Here is a 24,354-nt window from a genome sequence, read left to right as displayed (position 1 = left end):
GCAGACCACAATGTCATGCGGCAGGGTAAAGCAATGGAACCTTGATCGATCTCAGCCGTCAAAGCAGTCGGATACTGGAACGACGACCGATCCCCTCCGCGCGACCTTCGCCGCGGACGCGCTGCGCGCCGCCGTTCGGCTTCGTGAAAGGACCCGCCATGAGCGTCGCAACGATGACCGACATCGCCCCGCAGCGCACCACGATCGACAACGCCGTCCGCTATCTGATCCAGAACTACAGCCCCAAGGGCAATCGCGTCGGCTGGCTGATGATGGCCTCGATCCTGGTCGAGGCCTGGGATCTCTATTCGATCGCCTTCGTGCTGATCTTCATCAAGGAGCAGTTCAATCCCGGCCCGCTGGAGCTTGGCCTCGCCGCCGCCGGCACGCAGGGCGGCGCACTCATCGGTGCATTGCTCGGCGGCTGGCTGTCGGACAAGATCGGCCGCCGCTGGATGTTCTTGGGGACGATGACGATGTTCGTGGTGCTGGCCGTGGCGCAGGCCTTCGTTCCCAACGTCGCGTGGCTGATCGTCATCCGCTTCCTGCTCGGCCTGCCGCTCGGCAGCGACATCTCGACCGGCTACACGTATATCATGGAGTCGATGGCCAAGGGCCAGCGCGAGGTGATGGGCAATCGCTGGCAGTTCATGTTCGCGGTCGGCGAGGTGCTGACGCTCGGCGTGATCGCGCTGTTCCTGATTGCCGAGATCAACCACGAGACGGTCTGGCGCGTCACCCTCGGGCTCGGCGCGGTGCCGGCGCTGATCATCCTGTTCCTGCGCCACGACGTTCCGGAGACCGCCGTCTGGCTGGTGCAACACGGCCGCTTCCGCGAGGCCAAGGACGTGGCGCGGCAGATGTACAACGACGATCTCCCGATGCTGCCGAACCAGGACATGGTTGTCGAAAAGCCGAGCACATGGGATTTCCTCTCCGACCTGCGCAAGGATCCGATCCGCTGGCGCGCGACGATCTACGGCTGGATCGCCTGCTTCGCCCAAGGCGCCGAATTCGCCACTTTCGGGTTCTATCTGCCGGTGCTGTTCACGATGGTTGGCGTCTCCACCACGCTCGGCAACAACCTCGTCACGATGGCGCTGTTCTGTCTCGCCGCCGTCTCCGGCTGGGTCGGGCCGCTGCTGACGCCCCGGATCGGCCATCGCGGCATCGGCATCGCCGGCTTCGCGATCGTGCTGGTGTCACTGATCGTGGCCGCCGGCGCGCTCTACACCGGACACACCATCATCCTGCCGTTCGCCGCCGCCGCCATGCTGTGGGGCCATTACTGGGACGCTTCCAACTGCATGACCATCCCGACCATGGTGGCGCGCCCGCGCTATCGCGGCACCGCCAGCGGCTTCGCCTACATGTTCGTGAAGCTGCCGTCGTTCCTGGCGATCTTCCTGTTCCCCGCGCTGTTCACCGCGATCGGCCAGGCCAATGCGACATTGTTCGTCGCGATCTTCCCGCTGGCCGGCCTGCTCGCCGCGATCTTCATCCTGCCGGAGGTGTATGGCTACGAGGCGGATTGAGGCAGCGAAGCCGAATTACACGTTCGGCAGCAGCTTGCCCGGGTTCATCAGCCCGCGGGGATCGAGCGTACGCTTGAGCTGACGCATCAGCTCAAGCTCGAGCGGCGGCTTGCACAGCGGCATCTCGGCGGTACGGAGCTGGCCGATGCCGTGCTCGGCGCTGATCGAGCCGCGCCGGCGGGTGATCTCGTCGTGGACGAGGCGGGTGATGCGCGGGCCGCGCTCGTAGAACTCGGCCTCGCTCATGTCGAGCGGGCGCATCAGATTGTAGTGCAGATTGCCGTCGCCGAGATGGCCGAACACCATGGGGCGGATGCCGGGCAGCGCCGCACCGACCACCGCGTCCATGACATCGACGAAATCGGCGATCTCGGCCACGGGCACGGCGACGTCGTGCTTCAGCGCCTTGCCCTCACGCACCAGGGCTTCCGACACGCTCTCGCGCACGCGCCAGAACGCCTTGGCCTGGGTGCCGTCCTGCGCGATGACGGCGTCGGCGACAAGTCCCTCCGTCATGGCGTCGGTCAGCGTGGTCTCGAGGCGGGCCGTCAGCGCGGCCTCCTCGCCGATATCGCTCAATTCGATCAGCACGGCCGCCTCAGGCACTGCCGCGAACGGCAGCCGCGCGTCCGGAATTTGCCGCATGATCATTTCCAGCGTCGCTGCGGTGAGGAATTCAAATGCCGTCAGGCGATCGCCGCAACGGGCGCGCGACCTCTGCAGCAGCTTGAGGGCGGCGGCCGCATCGGCGACCGCTACGAAGGCCGTGGCGCGGGCGGTCGGCTGCGGGAACAGCTTCAGCACCGCGCCCGTGATGATGCCGAGCGTGCCTTCCGAACCGATGAAGAGATCGCGCAGCGCATAGCCGGTGTTGTCCTTGCGCAGGGAGCGCAGGCCGTCCCAGATGCGCCCGTCCGGCAGCACGACTTCGAGCCCGAGCGTGAGTTCGCGCATCACGCCATAGCGCAGCACGGCGACGCCGCCGGCATTGGCCGCGAGATTGCCCCCGACGGTGCAGCTGCCCTCGGAGCCAAGGCTCAGCGGAAAGAACAGGCCCGCCTCGCGCGCGGCATCCTGCACCTTGGCGAGCACGACCCCGGCGTCGGCCACCATGGTCTGTCCGATCGCATCGACCGCGCGAATCCTGTTCATCCGCGACAGCGACAGCACGATCGCGCTGCCGCTCGCATCCGGCGTGGCGCCGCCGGACAGGCTGGTGTGACCGCCCTGCGGCACCACGGCGACACCCGCCTCGGCGCAGGCCGCCATCACGGCCGCGACCTCTTCGGTCGACGCGGGCCTCACCACGGCAATCGCTGCACCATTATACTTGCCGAGCCAGTCGCGCAGATAACTCGCCTGATCCTCGGGCGCGGTCAGGACATGAGCGGCTCCGACAAGACCCTGCAACGTGGTGATCAGCTTCGTCATGACGCGCGCGGAGACCCTTGTCGGTGATCGTTTTGCGATGACCGCAAACTAACAGGATGGGCGGCATTGCCCCCAATACCAAGTTGTCCGCCGTCCATAATCGATTGTTATGGGTTGAGGATCAGACCGTCGCCAGCGCCATCGGCGGGGCGATGTGAGGAACCGCGTCGACCAGCTCGCGAGTGTAGTCGGTCTGCGGATTGGCGAACAGCGCGCGGCTCTCGCCCTGCTCGACGATGGCGCCGGTGCGCAGCACGATCGTGCGGTCGCACATCATGCGCACGACGTTGAGATCGTGGCTGACGAACAGGAAGGCGAGATTGTCCTCGCGCCTGAGCTTGTTGAGAAGCTGCAGCACCACCGCCTGCACGGAGACGTCGAGCGCGGCGGTCGGCTCGTCCAGCACCAGGAGCCGCGGCTTGCAGGCGATCGCGCGGGCAATGCCGACGCGCGCCTTCTGGCCGCCGGAGAGCTGGTGCGGAAAGCGCGACAGCAGCTCGCGCGGCAGGCCGACGCGCTCGGCGCATTCCTCGACGCGCTGACGCAGCTTGTCGCCCGAGCGCATGTTCATCAGCCGGAACAGCGGATGCGCGATACAGTCGAATGCCGTGTAGCGCGGATTGAGGCTATCGTTCGGATCCTGGAAGACGATCTGGATGTCCTTGCGCAGCGCACTCGCATGGAAGTCGCGCGCCGGGATCTGGCCGATCGATTGTCCGTCGAACAGGATCTCGCCCGCGCTGGCGTCGATCAGCCGGCAGATCATGCGCGAGGTCGTGCTCTTGCCGGAGCCGCTCTCGCCGACCAGCCCGACGCTCTCGCCGCCGCGCATGGTCATCGAGAAATCGGCGACGCCGATGGTGCCGTCGTCGAAGCGCTTGACGATGTTCTTGACGTCGAGCAGCAGCGGCGTGCCGTGTGCCGGCGGCGGCAGCGCAGTCACCTCGACCAGCGGAATGCGCTCGCCATCGGGCACGAGGTCCTCGATGCGGGACGTCGCCGTCGGCGACGCCGCGACCAGGCGCTTGGTGTAGGGATGCTGCGGCCGGTGGAACAGCGTCAGCGGCTCGGCCTCCTCGACCAGCCTGCCCTGCTCCATCACCACCACGCGCGCGCAGTAGCGCGCGGCGAGGCCCAGGTCATGCGTGATCAGGATCGTCGCCATGCCGCGCTCGGCCGCGATCCGGGCAAGCAGATCCATCACCACCTTCTGCGTGGTGACGTCGAGTCCGGTGGTCGGCTCGTCGGCGATCAGCAGCGACGGATTGCAGGAGACCGCGATCGCGATCATCACCCGCTGGCACATGCCGCCCGACAGTTCGTGCGGATAGGCGCTCATGCGCCGTTCGGGATCGCGGATCTGCACGGCCTTCAGGAGTTGCAGCGCCTCGGCCTGCGCCTCCTGCCGCGACAGCCGCCGATGCGCGAGGATCGCATCCGCGATCTGCTGACCGACGGTGCGGATCGGATTCAGCGCCGCGCGCGGGTTCTGAAAGATCATCGACATCGCAGCCCCGTGCAGGCTGCGCAGATCGGCGCCGCCGGCGCGGGTGATGTCCTGGCCCTTGAAGCGGATGGCGCCGTCGGTGATGCGGCCGGCCTTGTCGAGCAGGTGGGTGATGGCAAAGCCCGTCACCGATTTGCCGGAGCCGCTCTCGCCCACCAGACCCAGCATCTCGCCCGGCTGCAGCGATAGCGACACGCCGCGCACGGCCTCGACGAGGCCACGGCGCGTGGAGAAGGCGACCTTGAGGTTTTCGACTTCCAACAACGGCGCGATCAGGTGCGCATCCTCGGATGCGCCACGCTCGTTCATTCTCACATCCGGCGTCATGTGCGCATCCGGGGATCGAGGATATCGCGCAGGCCATCGCCGAGCAGGTTGAAGCACAGCACAGCACTCATGAGTGCCAAGCCCGGGAACGCCACCAGCCACCACCGCCCCGTCGAGATGAAGCGCGCGCCCTCGGCGACCATGATGCCCCACTCCGGCGTCGGCGGCTTGACGCCGAGGCCGATGAAGGAGAGGCCCGCGGCATTGAGGATCGCCCAGCCGAGATTGAGCGACATCTGAACCGCCATCGCCGGCAGCACGTTCGGCAGCAGGAAGCGCAGCACCACGGCGACGTGGCTTTCGCCGCAGGCACGCGCGGCCTCGACCCAGCCGAGGTTGCGGCGGATGTTCACCTCGGCTCGCGCGAAGCGGATGTAGAACGGCAGGTTGATGATCGCGGTCGCGATCACGATGTTCTCGACGCGGTTGCCGAGCGCGGCAACCATCGCCATTGCCAGCACGAACAGCGGGAACGCCATCAGCACGTCGACGAAGCGCCCGACCGCCTTGTCGAGCCGGCCGCCGGTATAGCCGCACAGCGCGCCGATGACGGAGCCGATCGCGAAGGACACCGCGACAGCCGTCACGGCGATGGTGAGATCGAGCCGGCTCGCCACGATCAGGCGGCTCAGCACGTCACGCCCGAGCTGATCGGTACCGAACCAGTGCGCCGCGCTCGGCGGCTGCAGCGCCGCTGGCACGTCGGAGGCGATGGGATCGTAGGGCGCGAGCCACGGCGCTGCTATTGCCATCAGCGCCAGCAGCAGCGCGCCGGCGGCCGCGATCGCCGTGACCGGATTGCCGCGCAGCACGAAAGCGGTATGGCGCAAGGTCGATGACGTCTCCATCGTGGTCATGCTCATGCCACCGTCGCGCGGGGATCGGCCATGCCGTAGAGCAGATCGACCAGCAGATTGACGATCACGAAGATCGTCGCCATCAGCAGAACGAAGCCCTGCACCGGTGCGTAGTCCGAGACCAGCAGCGCGTCGAGCGCGTAGGAGGCGACGCCCGGCCAGGAGAACACTTTTTCCACCAGCACATTCGCGCCGAGCATGGTCGAGAACACGATGCCGGCGATGGTGATGACCGGCAGGATCGCGTTCCTCAGGGCATAGGTGACGACGATGCGCCACCATGACAGCCCGACCGAGCGGGCGGTGCGCACGAAGTCGCTGCCGAGCGAGACCAGCATCGAGGCGCGGGTGATGCGCGCCAGCGGCGCGATCACGAACAGCGCCATGGTGAAGGCCGGCAGCATCAGCTGCCGCGCCGCCGCCGACCAGCCCTCGAGATCGCCGGCGAGCAGGAAATCGATCATCAGGAACCCGGTGCGCGACGGCGGCATCGTGGTGAAGATGTCGATCCGCCCGGTCGGATCCGGTGCGAAGCCGAGCAGATAATAGAACACGTAGATCAACAGCAATCCCGAGACGAAGGTCGGCACGCAGACGCCGAGCGAGCAGAACAGCCGCACGCCGTGATCGACCAGCGAGCCCGGCCTGAGCGCCGCGATGACGCCGAGCGGCACCGCCGAAACCAGCGCGATCAGCAGCGCCGTCAAGGTCAGTTCCAGCGAAGCCGGCAGCCGCTCCTTGAGATCCTTCGACACGGCCTGGCCGGTCATCATCGAGCGGCCGAGATTGCCGCGGGCGACGTCGGTCAGATAGATCGCGAGCTGGTTCGGCAGCGGCTTGTCGAGCCCGAGCTGCCGGCGGATGACCTCGATCTCCTCCTTGCCGGCATTGGGCCCGGAGGCGAAGAACACGGCCGGGTCGCCCGGCAGCACGCGCATCAGCAGGAAGGTGAAGACCAGCACGCCGAACAGCGCCGGCAGCGACGAGACGAAGCGTCGTCCCGCCCGCAGCAGAGTTGCGCCGATCGTGCCCATGGGCCTTCCGTCTCCTCAAACAATCCATCGTCAGCGAGGCGCACCAGTCCGCTGCGGCTCGGTATCACCTCTCCCCGCCTGCGGGGAGAGGTTGGATTGCATCGAAAGATGCAATCCGGGTGAGGGGGTACAGGGCTCACCACGTGCACTGCCCGTGCGTCTGCCCCTCACCCCAACCCTCTCCCCGTAAGAACGGGGAGAGGGAGCGTAGCCGCAGCGCGGCACGAGCTTCAGTCCAACTTCAGAAGAGAATTCCTCTCCGAACAGCAGCAAGGTGCAGCGCCACCGCTACGCGGCTGCACTCCACCGGCGACGGCCCTACTTGCGGCTCAGGTTACGATAATCGACCTGGCGGGTGAACTGGTAGACGTAGCCATCCACCGTCGGCTGCATCACCGCATCCTGCGCCGCCTGCCAGATCGGGATCTGGAACATCTGGTCGAAGTGGATGGCGTTGAGCGCCTTGCCCTCTTCCTCGTACTTCGCCTTGTCGGCCTCGAAGCGAGCCTCCTGCGCGATCTTCTCCAGCTCGGCATTGTCGGTCGAGGAGTAGTTCCAGCGCTGCTTTCCGGTGTAGAAGTTGCGATAGAAGTAGTCGGTCGACGGCAGCCAGGCGACGATACCCTCGATGAAGAACGGCAGCTTCTTCTCGTTGATCGCCGTCGACATCTGCGCATCCGGCAGCTTCTGGATATCGACCTTGATGCCGATCTTAGCCAGGGATTCCTTGACCAGCGCCGCCATCGGCTCGGCGGTCGCGGCCTGGCCGACATTGAAGCTGAACGTCGTCGAGAAGCCCTCCGGCATGCCGGCGTCCTTCAGATAGGCCTTGGCCTTCTCCAGATCGAGCTTGATCGGCTGCGGAATCGGATAGCCGCCGCTCGTCGGCTTGCCGTCGGCCCAGGTCGCGCCGAACAGCGGCGCGCCGCGGCCGAACAAAGCGGCCTTGAACATGTCGTCATAGGGCAGCGCGTAGGCGATGGCGCGGCGCACATTGACGTTGTCGAACGGCGGGATGGTATTGTTCATCGAGATGAAGGTCACCGCATTGTATTGCGGCGTCGAGATCACCTTCAGCTTGCCCTTGCCTTCGAGCGACTGCACGTCGCTGGCCTGGAGATCGATCACGAGATCGGCGTCGCCGCGCTCGACCAGATTGGCGCGCGTCGCCGGCTCCGGCACCGACTGGATGATCAGCCGCTTGAACGCTGCCGGCTTGTCCGGCGTGCCGCGGTTCCAGGCCTCGTTGCGCTTCGCGATCACCTGCTCGCCCGGCTTGAACGTCTCGACGATGTAGGCGCCGCTGCCGGCCGCGTTCTCCTTGGTCCAGTTCAGCGCCCACGGATCGTCAGCGGTCGCATGCGCCTTGGCGAGCTTGGAGTTGATAATGATCGGATAGACGGTGGCGAGGTTCGGCAGCGCCAGCTTGTCCGGCTTCGGCAACGTCACTTCGATCGTCAGGGGATCAATGACCTTGAACTGATCGGCCGAGGTCAGCGAGCCCGTCAAGAGCTGCGCCTTGCCGAGGATCGGCGCGGTGACGCAGCGGTCGAGCGACCACTTCACGTCCTCGGCGGTCACCGGCGATCCGTCCTGGAACTTGGCATCGGGGCGCAGCTTGAAGGTGATCTTCAATCCGTCGGCGCTGACCGAATAGGATTCGGCGAGCTCGCCGGTGATCGTGTCGAGATCGAACACCCACTTACCATTGAGTTGCTTGCGGCCGAACGACACCAGCCGGTCGTAGCTCGACATCGACAGCGCGAAGGCTTCACGGGTCGAGCCCGGAATGTTCGGGTCGAGCGTGTTGACGGTCGCGCCGGTGACATAGCGCAACGTCTCCGCGCGGCTCTGCGCGTTGGCCGCTGGCGCCGCCAACGACACCGCGAGCAACGCGGTCGCCGCAAACAACGAACGTTTGGACATCTTGAAACTCATCGCCCCTGTTCCCTCGCTAGTCTCAAAATCCGGGACTCACAAACATCGGCCGTTGGCTGCCGGCTCGTCTGACGCACGCCCAGCAGCAAATCACGTGCCACGGCGGATCTCGGCCTGTCTCACATCATAGGCCTGAAAGTTGGCCCAATGCTTGTCGATGTCGGCCGTGAACAGTCCGCGCGTGAGACCATGCACGAGCTTCGGCACCGCCGTCGTCATCGCGTTGATGGATGATCCGGACGCACCGAAGCTCATCGTCGACGCGATTGCGAACACATGGATGTCACGGATCCACGGCGTCTTGCCGGGACTCCGCTCGCACAGCGCGTAGTCGTCTGCCAGGTACGGAAAAGCACCAAGCCGATCGTTGCGCTCGCTTGGATCGGGCGTGTAGCGGTCCGACCAGCGCGCGATGTTGGCGGCGAAGCGCTGCAGCTCAGGACGCCGGCTGAAATCCATCGAGATACCGGTCGCGCTGATCACGAAGTCGGTCGTGATCTCGCCTTTTGCCGTCTGGAGCACGACACCATCGGACGTCTCGCGCGCGGCCATCAGGGGCGCGCCCTCGTGCAGATGAAAAGCGGCATGGCGCGCGCAGCGGTCATAGGTATGCTGCGGAAAGCCCTCGCGCAGTTCGAGCACGGCGCGCATGAACCGCCAGCGCCAGGCATCGTCGAGTTCGGAGAAGTGCCGCAGGAAGCCTCGGAACGTTAGCCAGCGATAAGGTTGGATCAACTGAATTTCCGCGCGGCGGCACAACAGATCGACCCTGTTAGCACCGGCCTCGAGCGCAACCGCTGCATTGTCGAAGGCCGATGCGCCGGCGCCGATCACGGCGACACGGCGACCGCGCAGGCGGTCGAAGTCGATCGCCGCGCCGGAATGTACGCATCGCGTCGCAGGCAGATGCCGCAAAGGTTCTGGAATGCTCCAGTCGCCCATGCCCTCCTGGCCGGTCGCGAGCACGATCTTGCGCGCGTACAGCGTGCTCTCTCCGGACGCGCTGCGCACCGTCACGCGCAACAGCCCGCCTTCGGCCGGCGCGATGTCGACGATCTCGCAGCCATTGCGCACGGGAAGATCGAGCACGTCGCGATACCAGGCGAGGTAGTCTGCCCAATATTCGCGCGGGATCAGGTTAAGATCGCGCCAGCTCTGCTCACCGAACTTTGCTTCGTGCCACGCCTGATAGGTCAGGCAGGGGATGTCGAGATCGGGGCCGGTGAAATCCTTCGGGCTGCGCAAAGTGGGCATGCGCGCGTAGGTCAGCCACGGTCCTTCGCGCCCCTCCTCCGCCTTGTCGAGCACGAGAATGTTGCTGACGCGCGAGCGCAGCAGAGCGAACGCGGTCGCGAGACCCGACTGGCCGCCGCCGACGATCAGTACGTCCAGCGCAGGCCGCTCATCGGGACCGGCAACAGGTTTGAGCCATGGCATGCTGGGATGCGCGATCTTCGCAAGATCGCTGCGAACCTGGGCCGTCAGTGCGGCGAGACCGTCGCTCATGCCGGGCACCGAATGAAACACGCGTTTTGGCGTTCGACATGCTTGTTGTCGCTCACGCTCTCTCCATCAGTCATGTCACCCGGCCGGCAAAGCTTAGCAAAGCGAGCCTGAAGCCTTCCATACCGATTTGTCCGCCGCCCATAACAGCTTGTTATGGGAGGTCGCCCACGGCTACAGTCGGCGATCATCCGCAGCGAGACAAGAGGTCGCATGCCGCTGAATCTGCGCCAGATCGAAGTCTTCCGCGCCATCATGATCACCGGCTCGATCAGCGGCGCCGCCCGGCTTCTATCGGTGTCACAGCCCGCCATCAGCCGGCTGCTGGCCTACACCGAGGACGGCCTCAAGCTGAAGCTGTTCGAGCGCATCAGCGGTCGGGTGCAGCCGACGCCGGAGGCCAAGCGGCTGTTCGCCGAGGTCGAGCACGTGCACCGCGGCGTCGCGCGCATCAACGACCTGGCCGACGAGTTGCGCGCCGGCGGCACCGGCACCATCCGCGTTGTGGCCAGCCCGAGCGCGGGATACGGCATGGTGCCCGACGCATTGGCGCGGCTGCGCAGCAGCTTTCCCGATCTGCGCGTCGAGTTCGAGTCGCTGACGCTGCGCGAGATTGTCAATCGTGTCGGCGCCGCGCGCGCCGATCTCGCCGTGACCGTGCTGCCGGTCGACGAGCCGACGGTCGCGGTGGAGACGATCGCGGAAGGCGCGCTGCACGTGATCATGCCGGCCGATCATGCGCTGGCGAAGCTGCGCAGCATCCGGCCGAAGGACATGCTGCCCTACCCGCTGGTCGGGTTCGGCCCGCAGACGCCCTACGGTCACATCGTCACGTCAGCGTTGGCCGGCGGCCCCGAGCCCACGACGATCGTGCGCTACACGCCCGATGCCTGCGCCATGGTCCGCGCCGGCGCCGGCCTTGCCGTGGTCGACGAGTTCGTGCTGCGCGGCCGCGCCTGGCCCGACCTCGCGGCACGCCCGCTCGCGCCGAAGACGCCGATGCGGGCGTATTTGTTGACGCCGCGGTTCGAACCTTTGTCGCGAAATGCGGCGGCGCTGGCGGATATCTTGCGGCAACGAGATCGGAAGGGGACGCCGCCGAAGCGCTGAGCGCTTCCCTCTCTTGGGACTCGACCTCTCACCGTGCGAACGGTGAGTTCCCCTCCCCCTTGCGGGGAGGGGAGCCCACCGCCATCGTGGCGCCAGCCGGGCTTCCAACTAACAATAAGTAGTCGCCCATGCGTTGCCTCGAACGCTCGCTCCTACGCCGCCAGCCAGCCGCCATCCACCGGCAGCACGGCTCCAGTCGTGAACGACGCTTCGTCGCTCGCTAGAAACAGCGCCGCCGCCGCGACCTCGTCCGCCTCGCCGAACCGCTTCATCGCATGCCGCTGGCGCGAGGCTTCGCGCACCAGCTCGGGATCGGCGTGGCGGGCGAAGCTCCGGCGCAGCAGCGGCGTGTCGATGGCGCCGGGCGCCAGCGCATTGACGCGGACGCCGTCGGTGGCGAAGTCGACCGCCATGGTGCGGGTCAGGCTGATGATCGCGCCCTTGGCGGCGATATAGGCACTGTTGCCCTTGCCGCCTGCGACAGCGAGCTGCGACGCCACGGTGATGATCGATCCCGCCTTCTGCTGCTGCATGATCGGCACCGCGACCTTCGCCCACAGCCAGGTGCCACCGACATTGGCGCGGAACACGGCGTCCCAATCGGCGGGGTCGGTGGTGACGACGGTGCCGCCGCAGGAAAAGCCCGCCGCCGTCATCAGCACGTCGAGCCGGCCGCGCGCCGATGCGACCCCCTCGATCGTCGCCTTCGCAAAGCCGGCCTCACCGACATCGCCGACATGGACGCTGCCGTCACCGCCCGCCTCGCGCACCAGCGTCAGCGTCTCGTCAGCGCCAGCAGCATCGCGATCCACCACCGCGATGAATGCACCTTCGCGCGCGAACATCACGGCGCTGGCGCGGCCGATGCCGGAGCCGCCGCCGGTGATGATGGCGACCTTATCCTTCAGCCGCATCTCAATCCCTCCCGTACTGATCGAACCAGCGGCCGAAATGTTCGGCGGAGCCTGCGCAGTCGAACCGCGCGCGCCAGCCGAACTCGTTCGCCAGCCGCATCGTCGACAGCCGGCCGCGGACCGGCGCGAACACAGGCACCGTCGGCGTTTCGCCCGGCTCCGCGAGGCGGCAGGTGAAGCCGGACCGACCGCTCGCGAAGGCGCGGCCCCACGCCTCGGCCGTAAACGTCGCCTCGTTCGAGATGTTGTAGAGCGTCTGCTGCGGCTTCTCCGCTTCGAGCAGCAGGCACACGGCATCGGCGACATCGACCGCGTAGACCCAGTCCTTGTCGCCGGCTTCGTTCAACAACGCCGGCTCGCTGCGCGCGCAGCAGGCCGCGATCAGCGCCTGCGGCGATGGCGTATCGCGCACGCCCCCGCCGCGCTCGAACGGCCCGAACACGGCGGACAAGCGCACGCTGATGACGTCGGTCTGCCAAAGATCTGACAGTCGCGCGGCGACGCGTTCGGAGGTGAATTTCGTGATCGCATACAGCGACACCGGTTCGCACGGCGTGGTCTCCTCCAGCACCGCGAAGCGCTGGCCGCTGGCGCCGTAGGATGCAGCCGACGACAGATTGATCACGCGCCGGACGCCGCTGCGCCGCGCGGCCTGCAAGATCGGTACCTGTGCGAGCAGATTCACGGCGAGGATGCGCTCGGGATCGGACGCATCGCGTTCGGGACCGGCGGTGATCGCGGCGCCCATGACGACGGCATCGCAGCCATTGCCGATAGCGGCCGCGACGGCGTCGGCGTCTATGACGTCGCCGTTGATCACGTGCAGCCGTTCACCAAACGGTGCGAAGGCGCGCTGCGCCGCGCTCGGCAGCGGTGCCGCATCGAATACGGTCACCGCATGCCCACGCTCGAGCAGTCCTTGCGCAGTGTTAAGTCCGACGAAGCCGGCGCCGCCGAAGATCAGGACATGCATGCGAAAAGCCTCTCCATCGGGGCCTCATGGTTCGAGACGGCTGCTGGCGCAGCCTCCTCGCCACGAGGAAACGCAGCGTGCGCGCCGCCTGACCTGCTCTGTCCCCTCATCCTGAGGAGGTCGCGAAGCGACCGTCTCGAAGGACGAGGCCCGCGATGCTTCGCCAACAGGCTCACAGCAGCGTCGCCCCAAAGTTCTGCTCGGGGTCCATGTCCGCCACCAGACGTCCCGTCGGCTTCGCCGCCTCGCCGCCGCTGCGGGCGAGGAACTGGCCGGAGCCGGGCTGCACCGCGATCTTGCCATCATCGACAATCACCCGACCGCGCGACAGAACGGTCACAGGCCAGCCCTGCACGCTGCGCCCCGCGAACGGCGTGTAGCCGGCGAGATCGTGCATGCTGTCATCAGCAATCGTCACCCGCTTGTCCGGATCCCACAGCGCGATATCTGCATCGGCCCCGATCGCGATCGCGCCCTTGCGCGGATGCAGATTGTAGATCTTGGCCGGCGCTGTCGCCGTCAGCTCGACGAACTTGTTCAGGCCGAGCCGGCCCTTCGACACCATCGCGTCGAACAGCAGCGGCAGCCGCAGCTCGAGGCCCGGCAGGCCGTTGGCGATCTGCTTGAAGTTCGGATTGGGACCGGCGCGCAGCTTGCCGGTCTCGTCGAAGCGATACGGCGCGTGGTCCGACGAGATCGTCTGCAGGTCGCCGAGCGACAGCGCCTGCCACAGCGCCTCCTGGTCCGGCGCGCGGCGCGGCGGCGGGCTGCACATCCACTTCGCGCCCTCGATGCCTGGCTTGTCCAAATCGTCGGCCGTCATGAACAGATATTGCGGGCAGGTCTCCGCGAACACCTTCAGCCCCTGCCCGCGCGCGTCGCGGATGACCCTGGCGCCTTCGGCGGTCGAAACGTGGAAGATCATGATCGGCTGATCGACCAGCGCGGCCATACCGATCAGCCGGTTGAACGCCTCCGCCTCGGAGAACCGCGCATGGCTGATGGCGTGATATTTCGGCGCGGTGTAGCCGCGCGCCAGCAGCCGCTTCACCATCCAGGAAATGATGCCGTGGTTCTCGGCATGCGCGCACAGCATCGCGCCGCCCTCGCGCGCGGCGACGAGAATGTCGAGCAGCGGCTCGTCTTCGATCTTGAGCCGGTCATAGGTCATGAAGATCTTGATCGAGCCGTGGCCCTGCCGGATCAGCGCCGGCAGATCGCGCTCCAGGGTGTCCTTGGTCGGATCCGCGATGATCATGTGGAACGCATAGTCGATGACCGCGCCCTTGCGCGCCAGCGCGTGATACTCCTCGAGCACCTGCGGCAGCTGCATACCCACATGCTGCGCGGCGAACGAAATCACTGACGTCGTGCCGCCAAACGCCGCAGAGGTCGTCGCGCTCTCGAACGTATCTGCATTGACGATACCCGCGGCCGAGAGCTGCTCGATGTGGCAATGGCTGTCGACGCCGCCGGGCAGTACGTATTTGCCGCGCGCGTCGATCTCGCGCTTCGCAGGTCCGAGCCCGCGACCGATCGCCGCGATGGTCTCGCCGGAGACGGCGACATCGGCCTCGAACGTGTCGGTGGTGGTGGCGACGCGCCCTCCCCGGATGATCAGGTCATAGGCCGGCTCGGTCATCGCGATCTCCTAGTTCTGCCAGATGGAACGGCGTGATGCTGGAAGGCCGCGCCGGCCCGCTTGCGTCCGCCGTGGCATAGTGATTGCCTGTCGCGCGACGTCAACTCCGAAGAAGCAGGTAGCTCCCATGTCCCGCCCGCGCATCACCGTGATCAACCCGAACTCCAACCAGGTGGTCACCGATGGCCTCGCGGCAGCACTCAAGCCGCTGATGTTCGCGGAGGGCCCGGAGATCGTCTGCGAGACTTTGAAGGAAGGACCCTACGGCGTCGAGAGCCAGAAGGATGCCGACAGCGTCGCGCTGCCGCTGCGGCGCTTCGTCGAGGGCGACAATGCGTCGAGCGCCTTCGTCATCGCCTGCTACAGCGATCCCGGCCTGCACGTCTGCCGCGAGGCGACGACGCGGCCGGTGCTGGGGATCGCCGAATGCGGCGTGCTGACCGCGCTGACGCGCGCCGACACGTTCGGCGTGCTCGCCATCGCGCAGCGCTCGATCCGCCGCCACATCCGCTACCTCCGCCAGATGGGACTGATGGACCGGCTCGCCGCGGAACGACCGCTCGACATGACGGTGGCGGAGACGGCGTCGGGCGAAGGCACGCTGGCCAAGATGATCACCGTCGGCCGCGCGCTCCGTGACGAGGACGGCGCCGGCGCCATCGTCATGGGCTGCGCCGGCATGGCGCGGCATCGGAAAGGGCTGGAGGACGCGCTGGGCATTCCGGTGATCGACCCGACGCAGGCGGCGGTGACGATGGCGCTGGGCGCTGTGGCGTTCGCGGGGTGAATGACTGATCTATCAATCTCGCGATCGACATCGCACGGATCTGCCCCGCTGCCGCCCAACCACCGCTGTCGTCCCGGCCTTGAGCCGGGACCCATAACCACCGGCCGCGGTGAGGCAGGCAACTATCAGCGACGTCCCTCGATAGATTCCGCGGTATGGGTCCCGGCGTTCGCCGGGACGACACCGAATTTGGAACTGCGCTATTGGTTGACCACGAACTGCCTCACTCCGGCGGCACCGCGCCCGTGCGGCTGGTGATCAGCCCATAGTGCTCCACCCGTCGATGCCGGGCGAAATCGAAGATCGTCTGCTTGCCGAAGCGCGTCGCATCCATATCGCACGCCGCGACCAGCACCTCGTCGCCTGCCGTCACCGCCTCCGCGACGATCTCGCCGTCGGGATTGACGATCAGGCTGCCGCCGATCAGATGATGGCCGTCCTCGACGCCGGCCTTGGCGACCGCCACCACCCAGCACGAGTTCTGATACGCACCGGCCTGCGCGGAGAGACGATTGTGGAACAGCCGCTGCTGCAGCCCTTCCGCCGACTTCAGCGAGTTCACCGACGGCGTGTTGTAGCCGATCAGCACCAGCTCGACATCCTGCAGACCCATCACGCGATACGTCTCCGGCCAGCGGCGGTCGTTGCAGATCGCCATCCCGACGATCCCTCCGAGATTGCGCCAGACCGGAAAGCCGAGATCGCCCGGCTCGAAATAGCGCTTCTCCAGATGCTGGTGGCTGCGCTCCGGCTCGAATTCCTCGTGGCCGGGCAGATGCACCTTGCGATACTTGCCGACGATGTTGCTGCTGCGATCGGTCAGAACAGCCGTGTTGTAGTGATGCCCGTCCAGCGTCAGCTCGGCATAGCCGAGATACATCGCTATCTCATGCTGCGCGGCGCGATCGAACAGCGGCTGCACGGCGGCGTTGGGCATGTCACGCTCGAACCATGTATCGACCTCGGCCTGATCCTCCATGTACCAGCGCGGAAAGAACGTCGTCAGCGCCAGCTCCGGATAGACGATGAGGTCGGCGCCCTTGTGCTTGGCCTCGTCCAGCAGCGCGATCATGCGTGCGACGACGGCCTCCCGGCTGTCGGCCCGCTGGATCGGCCCCATCTGGGCGGCGGCGACGTTGATGATGCGCATGGTGTAGCTCCACAGTCAGTCCGTAGGGTGGGCAAAGCGGCGTCTTGCTCAGTGCATCGACGACGGACGGCGGAAGCGTGCCCACCACAGCCGCGCACGGCATTTCGAGATGGTGGGCACGGCGCACAATCAAGCTGCGAATGCCGCAGCACCTTCGATTGCGCCTTTGCCCACCCTACGGATCTCATCGTCACGCCGGCCGATGCAGCACCGGACGCGTGCGCGAGAACGACGGCCTGCTGCGTTTCAGGCCCCACAGCGGCTGCGCCAAGGTCGCCACCGCTTCGGTCGGGTCACGCGCGTCGATGCAGACCAGATCGGCGGGCGCGCCCACCGTCACGCCGTAATCACTAAGCCGCATCAGCTTCGCCGCATCATGCGTCACCATGTCCAGGCAACCGGCGAGATGATCCGGGCGCGAGACGTGGCAGACATTGGCGTAGAGATTGGCCATGCGGATCAGCGAGCCGTCGCCATAGGGCGTAAACGGATTGAGCACGTTGTTGGTCGACAGCGAGCAGGTCACGCCGTGCTCGCGCAGCGGCTCCAGCGGCACCACGCCGCGCGGGATCGCGTGATCCTGCCGACGGCCCATCAGATGCAGATCGGTCGAGGGCAGCACGGTGACCGCCACGCCGGCATCGGCGAGTTGCACAGCAATGGCGTTGAAGCGCTCCGGCGGCAGCAGCGACAGCTGCGTGACATGGCCGACCGCGACGCGGCCGCCCCAGCCATATTCCTCCGTCTTGCGGCAGACATATTCGATCTGCATGTGATCGAGCGTCTCGGCGAGGTCGAGATGCATGTCGATGTCGACGCCGTGCTCCCTAGCGATCGCGAAGATGCGGTCGATCTGCGCGCGCGGATCGGTGTCGAAATACGGCGCGGCGCCGATGGTACGCGCGCCGCGGCGGAGACCCTCGATCAGCAGCTCCTCGGTGCCCGGATAGTTCGTCAGACCCTCCTGCGGGAACACGCAGATCTCGAGATCGAGCGCCCAGGCATAGTCGCGCGCCAGCTGTTGGATGGCCTCGAACGCAACGAAGCCGATGCCGGGATCGAGCTCGACATGGGTGCGCATCCGCATCGTGCCATGGCTGACGCAGCGCTCCACCGTCTGCCTCGCCCTGGCGTAGACATCCTCCGGCGTGAAGTTGCGCTTCGCGGCCGCCGTCTCCCGCACCGCCTCCGCCACCGTACCTTCCCGGATGCTGCAGCGATCGAGGATACAGGTCTTGTCGAGATGGATATGCGTCTCGATGAACCCGGGCACGACGAGGCAATTCTCCGCGTCGCGCACCTGGCCGTCCGCCTGCAGCGCGGCCTCGATCGCCACGATCCGGCCTTTGGAAATTCCGATATCGGCGCGGCGCAGCTCGCCTTGCTGCGCCAGCACCGCGTTGCGAATGATCAGGTCCATGCCACCTTTGCCGCCGAAGATTCCCTGCGCGCCAAGCTGGCGGCGTCCCGTGCAAAAGGCAAGCGCCATGCCAGCAGGGCGCGCCGCGCTGCACCGCAAGCCGGCATCGTCACCATTCGTTTACAAACAGACGGCCAATCCGGACCACTTGTTTGCTGTGGAAAACTTGCTATATTGATGCATGGAAAACGTGAACTCGTTCTGCTCAGGCCCGTCGTCAAGGCGGGCCGTTGCCGTTTTGGGGGTAGCTGTCCGATGACTCGCTCCAACCGCACGGATCACATCCGCCTGACCTCGCACCCGGTGCCAGGCGCCAAGCACAATTTCCCGCTCCACTGGGGCGCGGCGAGCGCGCGCGAGCGCGGCCCCGTGATCGGCACGGTGTCGCGGCCGCAGGACCGCAACGTCATCGGCAGCCATGGCGGCTCCTACACGGTGTACCGCGCACTCGCGGTGTCCTCCGGCGCGCTCGATCCGATCCGACGTCCCGATCTCACCAACACCCATCCCGCCGCCACGATCGGCCCGTTCGATCAGTGGCGCGATCCGGCCAAGATCGTCGCGCTCGATCCCTGGGGCCATCTGGTCGCCGAGAATTTCGGCGGCGAGATCGCCGAAGGCATCGACATCAGGCCGTCCATCGCGGTGACCAAGGCGCGCATCGAACTGCCGGAGCTGCATGCCGCGCTCGCCGCCAAGCGCCTCGTCCATGACGGCAGCGTCGTACACGCCAATGGCAGCGTGTCGGTCGTCAAGATCGCGATCGACCCGGTGTGGTACCTGCCGGGTGTCGCCGCGCGCTTCGGCACCAGCGAGACCAATCTGCGCCGCGGCCTGTTCGAGCAGACCGGCGGCATGTATCCGGAATTGGTGACGCGGCCGGACCTGCAGGTGTTCCTGCCGCCGATCGGCGGCACCACGGTCTATCTGTTCGGCGATGTCACCAAGCTGAATGAGCCGCGCACCAAGATCACCTGCCGCGTGCACGACGAGTGCAACGGCTCGGACGTGTTCGGCTCCGACATCTGCACCTGCCGCCCCTATCTGATCCACGGCATCGAGGAATGCGTCGCCGCCGGCCAGAACGGCGGCCTCGGCATCATCGTCTACAACCGCAAGGAAGGCCGCGCGCTCGGCGAGGTGACGAAATTCCTGGTCTACAATGCGCGCAAGCGCCAGGAGGACGGCGACGCCGCCGCGGCCTATTTCGAGCGCACCGAATGCGTCGCCGGCGTGCAGGACGCGCGCTTCCAGCAGCTGATGCCGGACGTCATCCACTGGCTCGGCATCACGCGCATCGACCGCTTCATCTCGATGAGCGACATGAAGCATGATGCGCTCGTGGGACAAGGCGTCGACATCGTCGAGCGCGTGCCGATTCCGGACGAGCTGATCCCGGCCGACGCGCATGTCGAGATCGCGGCGAAGAAGGCCGCGGGCTATTTCTCGCTGGAGCCGCAGAAGCCGCAAGAGCTCGGCGACACCGTCGGCCGCCCGCTCGAGAAGTACTGAGGGCTGGCAGCCGATCATGAGCGACGTTTCATCTCTCCTGTCCGCCCGCGCCGTGCGCGAGCGGGCGCATCAGCTGCTTGCGCTCGGGCTCGACGACAAGCTGCCGCATTTTCGCGTCGATCTCGGCAAGCTGGATGCGATTGCGGATCTCGTGCTCGACGTGACCAACAAGGCTTATCCGAGCGGCGAGGTGCCGTTTCATTCGCGCTGGCGACACTTCGTGGTCGGCGGGACCGATCGCTGGACGGCCGTTGCCGAGAAGACGCAATGGCTCGACGCGGCGGCACGCGCGCGCGCCGAGTTCGATCTCGCCATCACCAGCGTGCTGCTCGACGCCGGCGCCGGCGCCTCCTGGCGCTATCAGGATGCCGTGACCGGCACACGGATCGGCCGCTCCGAAGGGCTCGCGCTGGCGAGCCTCGACATGTTCGCACGCGGCGCCTTCTCGGCCGATGGGCGCGATCCTCTGCGCGCTGATGCGGCGAAGCTGCGCCAGCTCACGGTCGCCGATCTCGAACGCGGCTTCCAGGTCGGCCCCGACAATCCGCTGGTCGGATTGGAGGGCCGCGTCGCGCTGCTGCGCCGGTTGGGCGAGGTGACGGCTGCAAAGCCGGAGATCTTCGGAACACAGGATGCTCCGCGTACCGGCGGTCTGTTCGATCACCTCGCCGCCAGCGCAACCGGCGGCCATCTCCAGGCCGCCGACATCCTGCAGCAGGTGCTGCTGCAGCTCGGGCCGATCTGGCCGTCGCGGCTGACGCTGCAAGGCGTCGCGCTCGGCGATTGCTGGCGGCATCCATCACTGGTCGCCGACGATCAGACCACCGGTCTCGTCCCGCTGCACAAGCTGTCGCAATGGCTGAGCTATTCGCTGATCGAACCGCTGCAGCGCGCGCGCCTCGTGGTAGACAACATCGACGGTCTCACCGGCCTCGCCGAATACCGCAACGGCGGCCTGTTCGTCGACGGCGGCGTACTGGTGTTGCGCGATCCCGCCGATGCCACGCGCCCCCACGAGGTTGACTCCCCGCTCGTGGTGGAATGGCGCGCGCTGACTGTCGCCCTGCTCGACCGTCTGGCCGCACTGATCCGGGAGCGTACCGGCCAGACGCCCGAGCAACTGCCGCTCGCCCGCATCCTCGAAGGCGGCACCTGGGCCGCCGGCCGCAAGCTCGCCTTCGCCCGCCGCCCCGACGGCACGCCGCCTCTGACCATCATCAGCGACGGCACGGTGTTTTAAGAGGTGTTAGCCAAACCTACCGGTCTCGCCGCTCCGTCATTGCGAGCGCAGCGAAGCAATCCAGGGGCCAGGAAGAAAGTCTGGATTGCTTCGCCGCGGAGCTTGTCATCGGGCCGCGCTTTGCGCGGACCCGTTGGCTCCTCGAAATGACGGACTGATCAGTTGCACGTAGGGTGGGCAAAGCGCAGCGTGCCCACCATTCCAGTCTGAGCTAAGATCGCGGTGGGCACGGCGCGTCGCGCCTTTGCCCACCCTACGGAGATGAAAGCCATGGAAGGCGTCACGGTCGTCGATCATCCGCTGGTGCAGCATAAGCTGACCCTGATCCGCGACAAGTCGATCTCGACCAAGTCGTTCCGCGAGCTCTTGAAGGAGATCGGCATGCTCCTCTGCTACGAGGTCACGCGCGATCTGCCGCTCGCGGAGGTCGAAGTCGAGACGCCGCTGGCGCGGATGCAGTCGGCCAAGATTGCCGGCAAGAAGCTGGTGTTCGTGCCGGTCCTGCGCGCCGGCGTCACCTTCGTCGACGGCATGCTCGATCTGGTGCCGACCGCCCGCGTCGCCCATATCGGCCTCTACCGTGAGCCGCACACCTTCACCGCCGTGGAGTACTTCTTCAAGGCCCCGTCCGATCTGCAGGAGCGCCTCGCCGTCGTGGTCACCCCGGTGCTGGCGACCGGCAACAGCGCCGTCGCCGCCTTCGACCGGCTCAAGGAGCGTGGCGCCAAGGACATCCGCATGGTCTGCATGATCGCCGCTCCCGAAGGCGTCGAGCGCGTCCGCGGCCTGCATCCCGACGTCACGCTGTGGACCGCCGCCATCGACGACGGCCTCGACGACGACGCCTTCATCGTCCCCGGCCTCGGCGACGCCGGCGACCGCGCGTATGGGACTCGCTAAGGCTGTCGGTCAATGTTGCGGCCCATCCTTCGAGACGCATCGCTGACGCGATGCTCCTCAGGATGAGGTCGAGTTCGCGGGTCGAATTAAGCTCCTGCCACGGCATCGCTCGCACCGCTCTCCATGAACACGCGGCTGATGACCAACGTGCAGCGCCGATCTCGGAAGCCGCCCCTCATGGTGAGGAGCGACGCGCCCATTCTGTCACTTCGAGGCAAGGCCGCCGCTCGCGGCGCGTCTCGAACCATGAGGCCCCGATGCCGCCAAATCATCGCCGCCTGCAGCCTTCGATCCACTGCCGGTGAAACCGCGCCTGCTGCTCGACCGTGGCCGGCACCACCGTCTCGTCGGCATGGAAAATGTTGACCATGTCCTTCATCCGGCTCGGCTCGCCGAGACGCATCTTGTAGGCCAGGATCGCCGGTCCCATGTCACGCTGCATTCCTGACGGATAGACGTTCTCGCTGGCACCGAAGCAGCACAGCAGCGCGCCGCGTTTTCCAGCTCGACCCGCAGCTCGATCAAAGCTTCGAAGAAATCGACGTCAGACTGCGCCGTCTCGACCTCGCTGCCCTGGACGAGCGAGATGCAGTAAATCTCCCGTCCCTCAGTCATGATTTCGTCGGCCGTCACCATGGCAGGCGCGCGGGAGCCATCCGCCAGCAAGACGTCGAAATAGCGTTCAGTGCTCAATGCGGCCTCGAGCTTCGCGATGCCCCGGAGGCAAGCGGCCCCGTTACCATACACTGATTTGCCCGACGAGCAGAAGCTGCGGCGCAATGGCGTCGACATTGCACCGGTGCACAACGTCATCGCTGTGCATCACCGGAGTGATTTCCCGTGCACGCTCAAACACAAAGCGGGTTTCAAGACCTTCCCGCGAAAATAATCATCTTCCGTAAATCAGAATTTCTGATTTATCCTCCCTCCGTTCCGGTCCGGATGAGGGGCGTACGCGTCGTCACGAGACGTTGGATCGGGAATGCGGTGGACGTCGGAGCATCGGATGCGCTTGCGCGGACGAGCGGTGCTCTGCGGACGGCGAAGTCGCGTGGTTCTGGTACCCCGAAGCTGGTATCAAGTCGGCCGGTGTGACGCATCGGACGACGACGGCGGCCAATGAGCCGGGCGCCGGGGAGATCGCGTATAAGCCGTAAACCATCGCGCAGGGAAGGCCGGATGCTCCGGCCCGTACCTGTGGTTCTGCCGCGTGCTCTTTTTGCTGCACGCGGACCATGGGTGCGACCGGCACCCGGCCTTCCCTGCGCCCTCATCATCCCACGAGGGCCGAGACTCCGGCATCACCCGGGCGCCTGCGCGCCGCGGCAACGATGCGGCTTGCCCAGCTGTTTGACAGTGTGGAATGAGAGGAACCACGGCGCCGTGTGAACGCGCGCCCGAATCCTTCATCGAGAGGTCGCAATCGCTGTGGCGAAGACGTCGCCGCGCAATCCGGGCCCGCAGCCTGGCTTCGTGCAGCGCAGGCCGCTATCCACCGGCACCGGCTCGACGACGCCGGCGCGCTCGGTGATGACCTTGTACTGATCGGGGCGGCGATGCGCAGCGAAGTTGAACATCTTGTCCTTGCCCTGCCGGCACGCATCGAGATCGATGTCGGCGACCAGGACCTCGTCCGCGAGCGTCGTCGCCTGCGCGACGATGCAGCCATTGGGATCGACGATGCAGGAGCCGCCGATCAGTCCGCTGCCGTCCTCGTCGCCCGCCTTGGCCACGGCGATTGCCCAGGTCGCGTTCATATAGGCATTGGCCTGCGCCACCAGCGTCGAGTGGAACGTGCGCAACGACGCATCCTCGGTGTTGCCGCCGTTCGGATCATAGGCCGCGGAGTTGTAGCCGACGCAGACCAGCTCAACGCCTTGCATCCCGAGCATGCGCCAGGATTCCGGCCAGCGCCTGTCGTTGCAGATCATCATGCCCATGATCGCACCGCCCCATTCGGGACCGGCGCGCACCGCCGGAAAGCCGAGATCGCCATAGCCGAAATAGCGCTTCTCGAGCTGCTGATATCTGGCTCCTTCGCGCGGCTCGACCGAGCCCGGCAGATGGACCTTGCGGTACTTGCTGATGAGCTGGCCGTCGGCATCGACCAGGATGGCGCTGTTGAAACGCCGACCGTCCGGCGTCAGCTCGGCGTAGCCGACATAGAAGCCGACGCGCAGTTCGCGCGCCCGATCGAACAGCGCAGCCACGGAAGGGTTGGGCATCGACCGCTCGAAATAGCTGTCGAGCGCATCGCGCTCCAGGATCCAGCGCGGAAAGAACGTGGTGAAGGCGAGTTCCGGGAACACCACCAGCGTCGCGCCCTGCGCGGCCGCGCCCTCCAGCAGCGCAATCATCCGCGCGAGCGTGTGCGCGCGGGTGTCGGCCCGTTGCGTCGGGCCCATCTGGGCAGCGGCGGCGCGAAAGATACGACTCACGGCGATCTCCAATCTGCGCGCGACCGGCATCACCGGCGCCATTGCCGGCCGTCCAGCGCGCGACAGGTTGCGATCAAACGAAACCGGCGCAGAAAATGCAACGTGCTTGACGGCAAGGGCGCCATGAAAAATGCGG

The 24,354-nt window shown here is 66.4% G+C and carries 19 protein-coding genes; 6 read left to right on the top strand and 13 right to left on the bottom strand.

Annotated elements, in window-relative coordinates; genetic code table 11:
• Positions 1 to 173 precede the first annotated feature (173 nt).
• On the top strand, positions 174 to 1,535 hold the full coding sequence (locus BRADO_RS08480; protein WP_371259362.1) for an MFS transporter: 1,362 nt from the start codon (positions 174 to 176) through the stop codon (positions 1,533 to 1,535).
• Positions 1,536 to 1,550: 15 nt separating this feature from the next.
• Here the strand turns inward: BRADO_RS08480 and BRADO_RS08475 are convergent, their stop codons facing one another.
• The 6 genes from BRADO_RS08475 to BRADO_RS08450 all read right to left on the bottom strand — a co-directional run bounded on the left by BRADO_RS08475 (position 1,551) and on the right by BRADO_RS08450 (position 10,135).
• The gene (locus BRADO_RS08475; RefSeq protein ID WP_011924901.1) at positions 1,551 to 2,966 is read right to left on the bottom strand and encodes an FAD-binding oxidoreductase; all 1,416 of its coding nucleotides are present in this window, start codon (positions 2,964 to 2,966) and stop codon (positions 1,551 to 1,553) included.
• A 121-nt stretch (positions 2,967 to 3,087) separates the two neighbouring features.
• Positions 3,088 to 4,782, bottom strand: coding sequence for an ABC transporter ATP-binding protein (nikE, locus tag BRADO_RS08470; protein WP_050780968.1), 1,695 nt, complete (start codon positions 4,780 to 4,782; stop codon positions 3,088 to 3,090).
• 14 nt (positions 4,783 to 4,796) lie between these two features.
• On the bottom strand, positions 4,797 to 5,657 hold the full coding sequence (locus BRADO_RS08465) for an ABC transporter permease (RefSeq protein ID WP_011924899.1): 861 nt from the start codon (positions 5,655 to 5,657) through the stop codon (positions 4,797 to 4,799).
• Between the two features lie 2 nt (positions 5,658 to 5,659).
• Positions 5,660 to 6,691: an ABC transporter permease gene (locus BRADO_RS08460; RefSeq protein WP_011924898.1), complete on the bottom strand. Its 1,032-nt coding sequence runs from the start codon at positions 6,689 to 6,691 to the stop codon at positions 5,660 to 5,662.
• A gap of 318 nt (positions 6,692 to 7,009) precedes the next feature.
• A complete protein-coding gene (locus BRADO_RS08455) occupies positions 7,010 to 8,629 on the bottom strand; it encodes an ABC transporter substrate-binding protein (RefSeq protein WP_011924897.1) in 1,620 nt (539 codons plus the stop codon).
• A 90-nt stretch (positions 8,630 to 8,719) separates the two neighbouring features.
• Positions 8,720 to 10,135 carry an NAD(P)-binding domain-containing protein gene (locus tag BRADO_RS08450; protein ID WP_041757373.1) on the bottom strand — a complete coding sequence of 472 codons (1,416 nt, stop codon included), beginning with the start codon at positions 10,133 to 10,135 and terminating at the stop codon, positions 8,720 to 8,722.
• 210 nt (positions 10,136 to 10,345) lie between these two features.
• Between BRADO_RS08450 and BRADO_RS08445 the strand changes: the two genes are divergently transcribed.
• The gene (locus tag BRADO_RS08445) at positions 10,346 to 11,242 is read left to right on the top strand and encodes a LysR family transcriptional regulator (RefSeq protein ID WP_011924895.1); all 897 of its coding nucleotides are present in this window, start codon (positions 10,346 to 10,348) and stop codon (positions 11,240 to 11,242) included.
• Positions 11,243 to 11,394: 152 nt separating this feature from the next.
• Here the strand turns inward: BRADO_RS08445 and BRADO_RS08440 are convergent, their stop codons facing one another.
• The 3 genes from BRADO_RS08440 to hydA form a co-directional block, all read right to left on the bottom strand.
• Positions 11,395 to 12,156, bottom strand: a complete 762-nt coding sequence (locus BRADO_RS08440) for an SDR family oxidoreductase (protein ID WP_011924894.1) — start codon at positions 12,154 to 12,156, stop codon at positions 11,395 to 11,397.
• 1 nt (position 12,157) lies between these two features.
• On the bottom strand, positions 12,158 to 13,129 hold the full coding sequence (locus BRADO_RS08435; protein WP_011924893.1) for an NAD(P)-dependent oxidoreductase: 972 nt from the start codon (positions 13,127 to 13,129) through the stop codon (positions 12,158 to 12,160).
• A gap of 172 nt (positions 13,130 to 13,301) precedes the next feature.
• Positions 13,302 to 14,771, bottom strand: coding sequence for a dihydropyrimidinase (hydA, locus tag BRADO_RS08430; protein WP_011924892.1), 1,470 nt, complete (start codon positions 14,769 to 14,771; stop codon positions 13,302 to 13,304).
• A gap of 127 nt (positions 14,772 to 14,898) precedes the next feature.
• Between hydA and BRADO_RS08425 the strand changes: the two genes are divergently transcribed.
• Positions 14,899 to 15,558, top strand: coding sequence for an aspartate/glutamate racemase family protein (locus BRADO_RS08425; RefSeq protein WP_173363492.1), 660 nt, complete (start codon positions 14,899 to 14,901; stop codon positions 15,556 to 15,558).
• 223 nt (positions 15,559 to 15,781) lie between these two features.
• Here the strand turns inward: BRADO_RS08425 and BRADO_RS08420 are convergent, their stop codons facing one another.
• Complete coding sequence (locus tag BRADO_RS08420; RefSeq protein ID WP_011924890.1) at positions 15,782 to 16,708, bottom strand: N-carbamoyl-D-amino-acid hydrolase; 927 nt, start codon at positions 16,706 to 16,708, stop codon at positions 15,782 to 15,784.
• A gap of 190 nt (positions 16,709 to 16,898) precedes the next feature.
• Entirely contained in the window at positions 16,899 to 18,128 is a 1,230-nt protein-coding gene (locus BRADO_RS08415; RefSeq protein WP_041757372.1) for an amidohydrolase family protein, read from the bottom strand.
• A gap of 255 nt (positions 18,129 to 18,383) precedes the next feature.
• Between BRADO_RS08415 and BRADO_RS08410 the strand changes: the two genes are divergently transcribed.
• From BRADO_RS08410 to upp, 3 genes are all read left to right on the top strand, one after another.
• On the top strand, positions 18,384 to 19,640 hold the full coding sequence (locus tag BRADO_RS08410) for a GTP cyclohydrolase II (RefSeq protein WP_011924888.1): 1,257 nt from the start codon (positions 18,384 to 18,386) through the stop codon (positions 19,638 to 19,640).
• A 16-nt stretch (positions 19,641 to 19,656) separates the two neighbouring features.
• A complete protein-coding gene (locus tag BRADO_RS08405; RefSeq protein WP_011924887.1) occupies positions 19,657 to 20,880 on the top strand; it encodes a URC4/urg3 family protein in 1,224 nt (407 codons plus the stop codon).
• A gap of 270 nt (positions 20,881 to 21,150) precedes the next feature.
• Positions 21,151 to 21,780, top strand: coding sequence for a uracil phosphoribosyltransferase (gene upp / locus BRADO_RS08400; RefSeq protein WP_011924886.1), 630 nt, complete (start codon positions 21,151 to 21,153; stop codon positions 21,778 to 21,780).
• A gap of 268 nt (positions 21,781 to 22,048) precedes the next feature.
• Here the strand turns inward: upp and BRADO_RS35375 are convergent, their stop codons facing one another.
• Both BRADO_RS35375 and BRADO_RS08390 read right to left on the bottom strand, forming a co-directional pair.
• Complete coding sequence (locus BRADO_RS35375) at positions 22,049 to 22,210, bottom strand: hypothetical protein (protein ID WP_011924885.1); 162 nt, start codon at positions 22,208 to 22,210, stop codon at positions 22,049 to 22,051.
• 976 nt (positions 22,211 to 23,186) lie between these two features.
• Positions 23,187 to 24,218, bottom strand: a complete 1,032-nt coding sequence (locus BRADO_RS08390; RefSeq protein ID WP_256374602.1) for an N-carbamoyl-D-amino-acid hydrolase — start codon at positions 24,216 to 24,218, stop codon at positions 23,187 to 23,189.
• Positions 24,219 to 24,354: the final 136 nt, after the last annotated feature.

The organism is Bradyrhizobium sp. ORS 278 (assembly GCF_000026145.1).
Taxonomy (GTDB): Bacteria; Pseudomonadota; Alphaproteobacteria; order Rhizobiales; family Xanthobacteraceae; genus Bradyrhizobium.
This window is presented reverse-complemented; position numbering and strand designations above follow the sequence as displayed.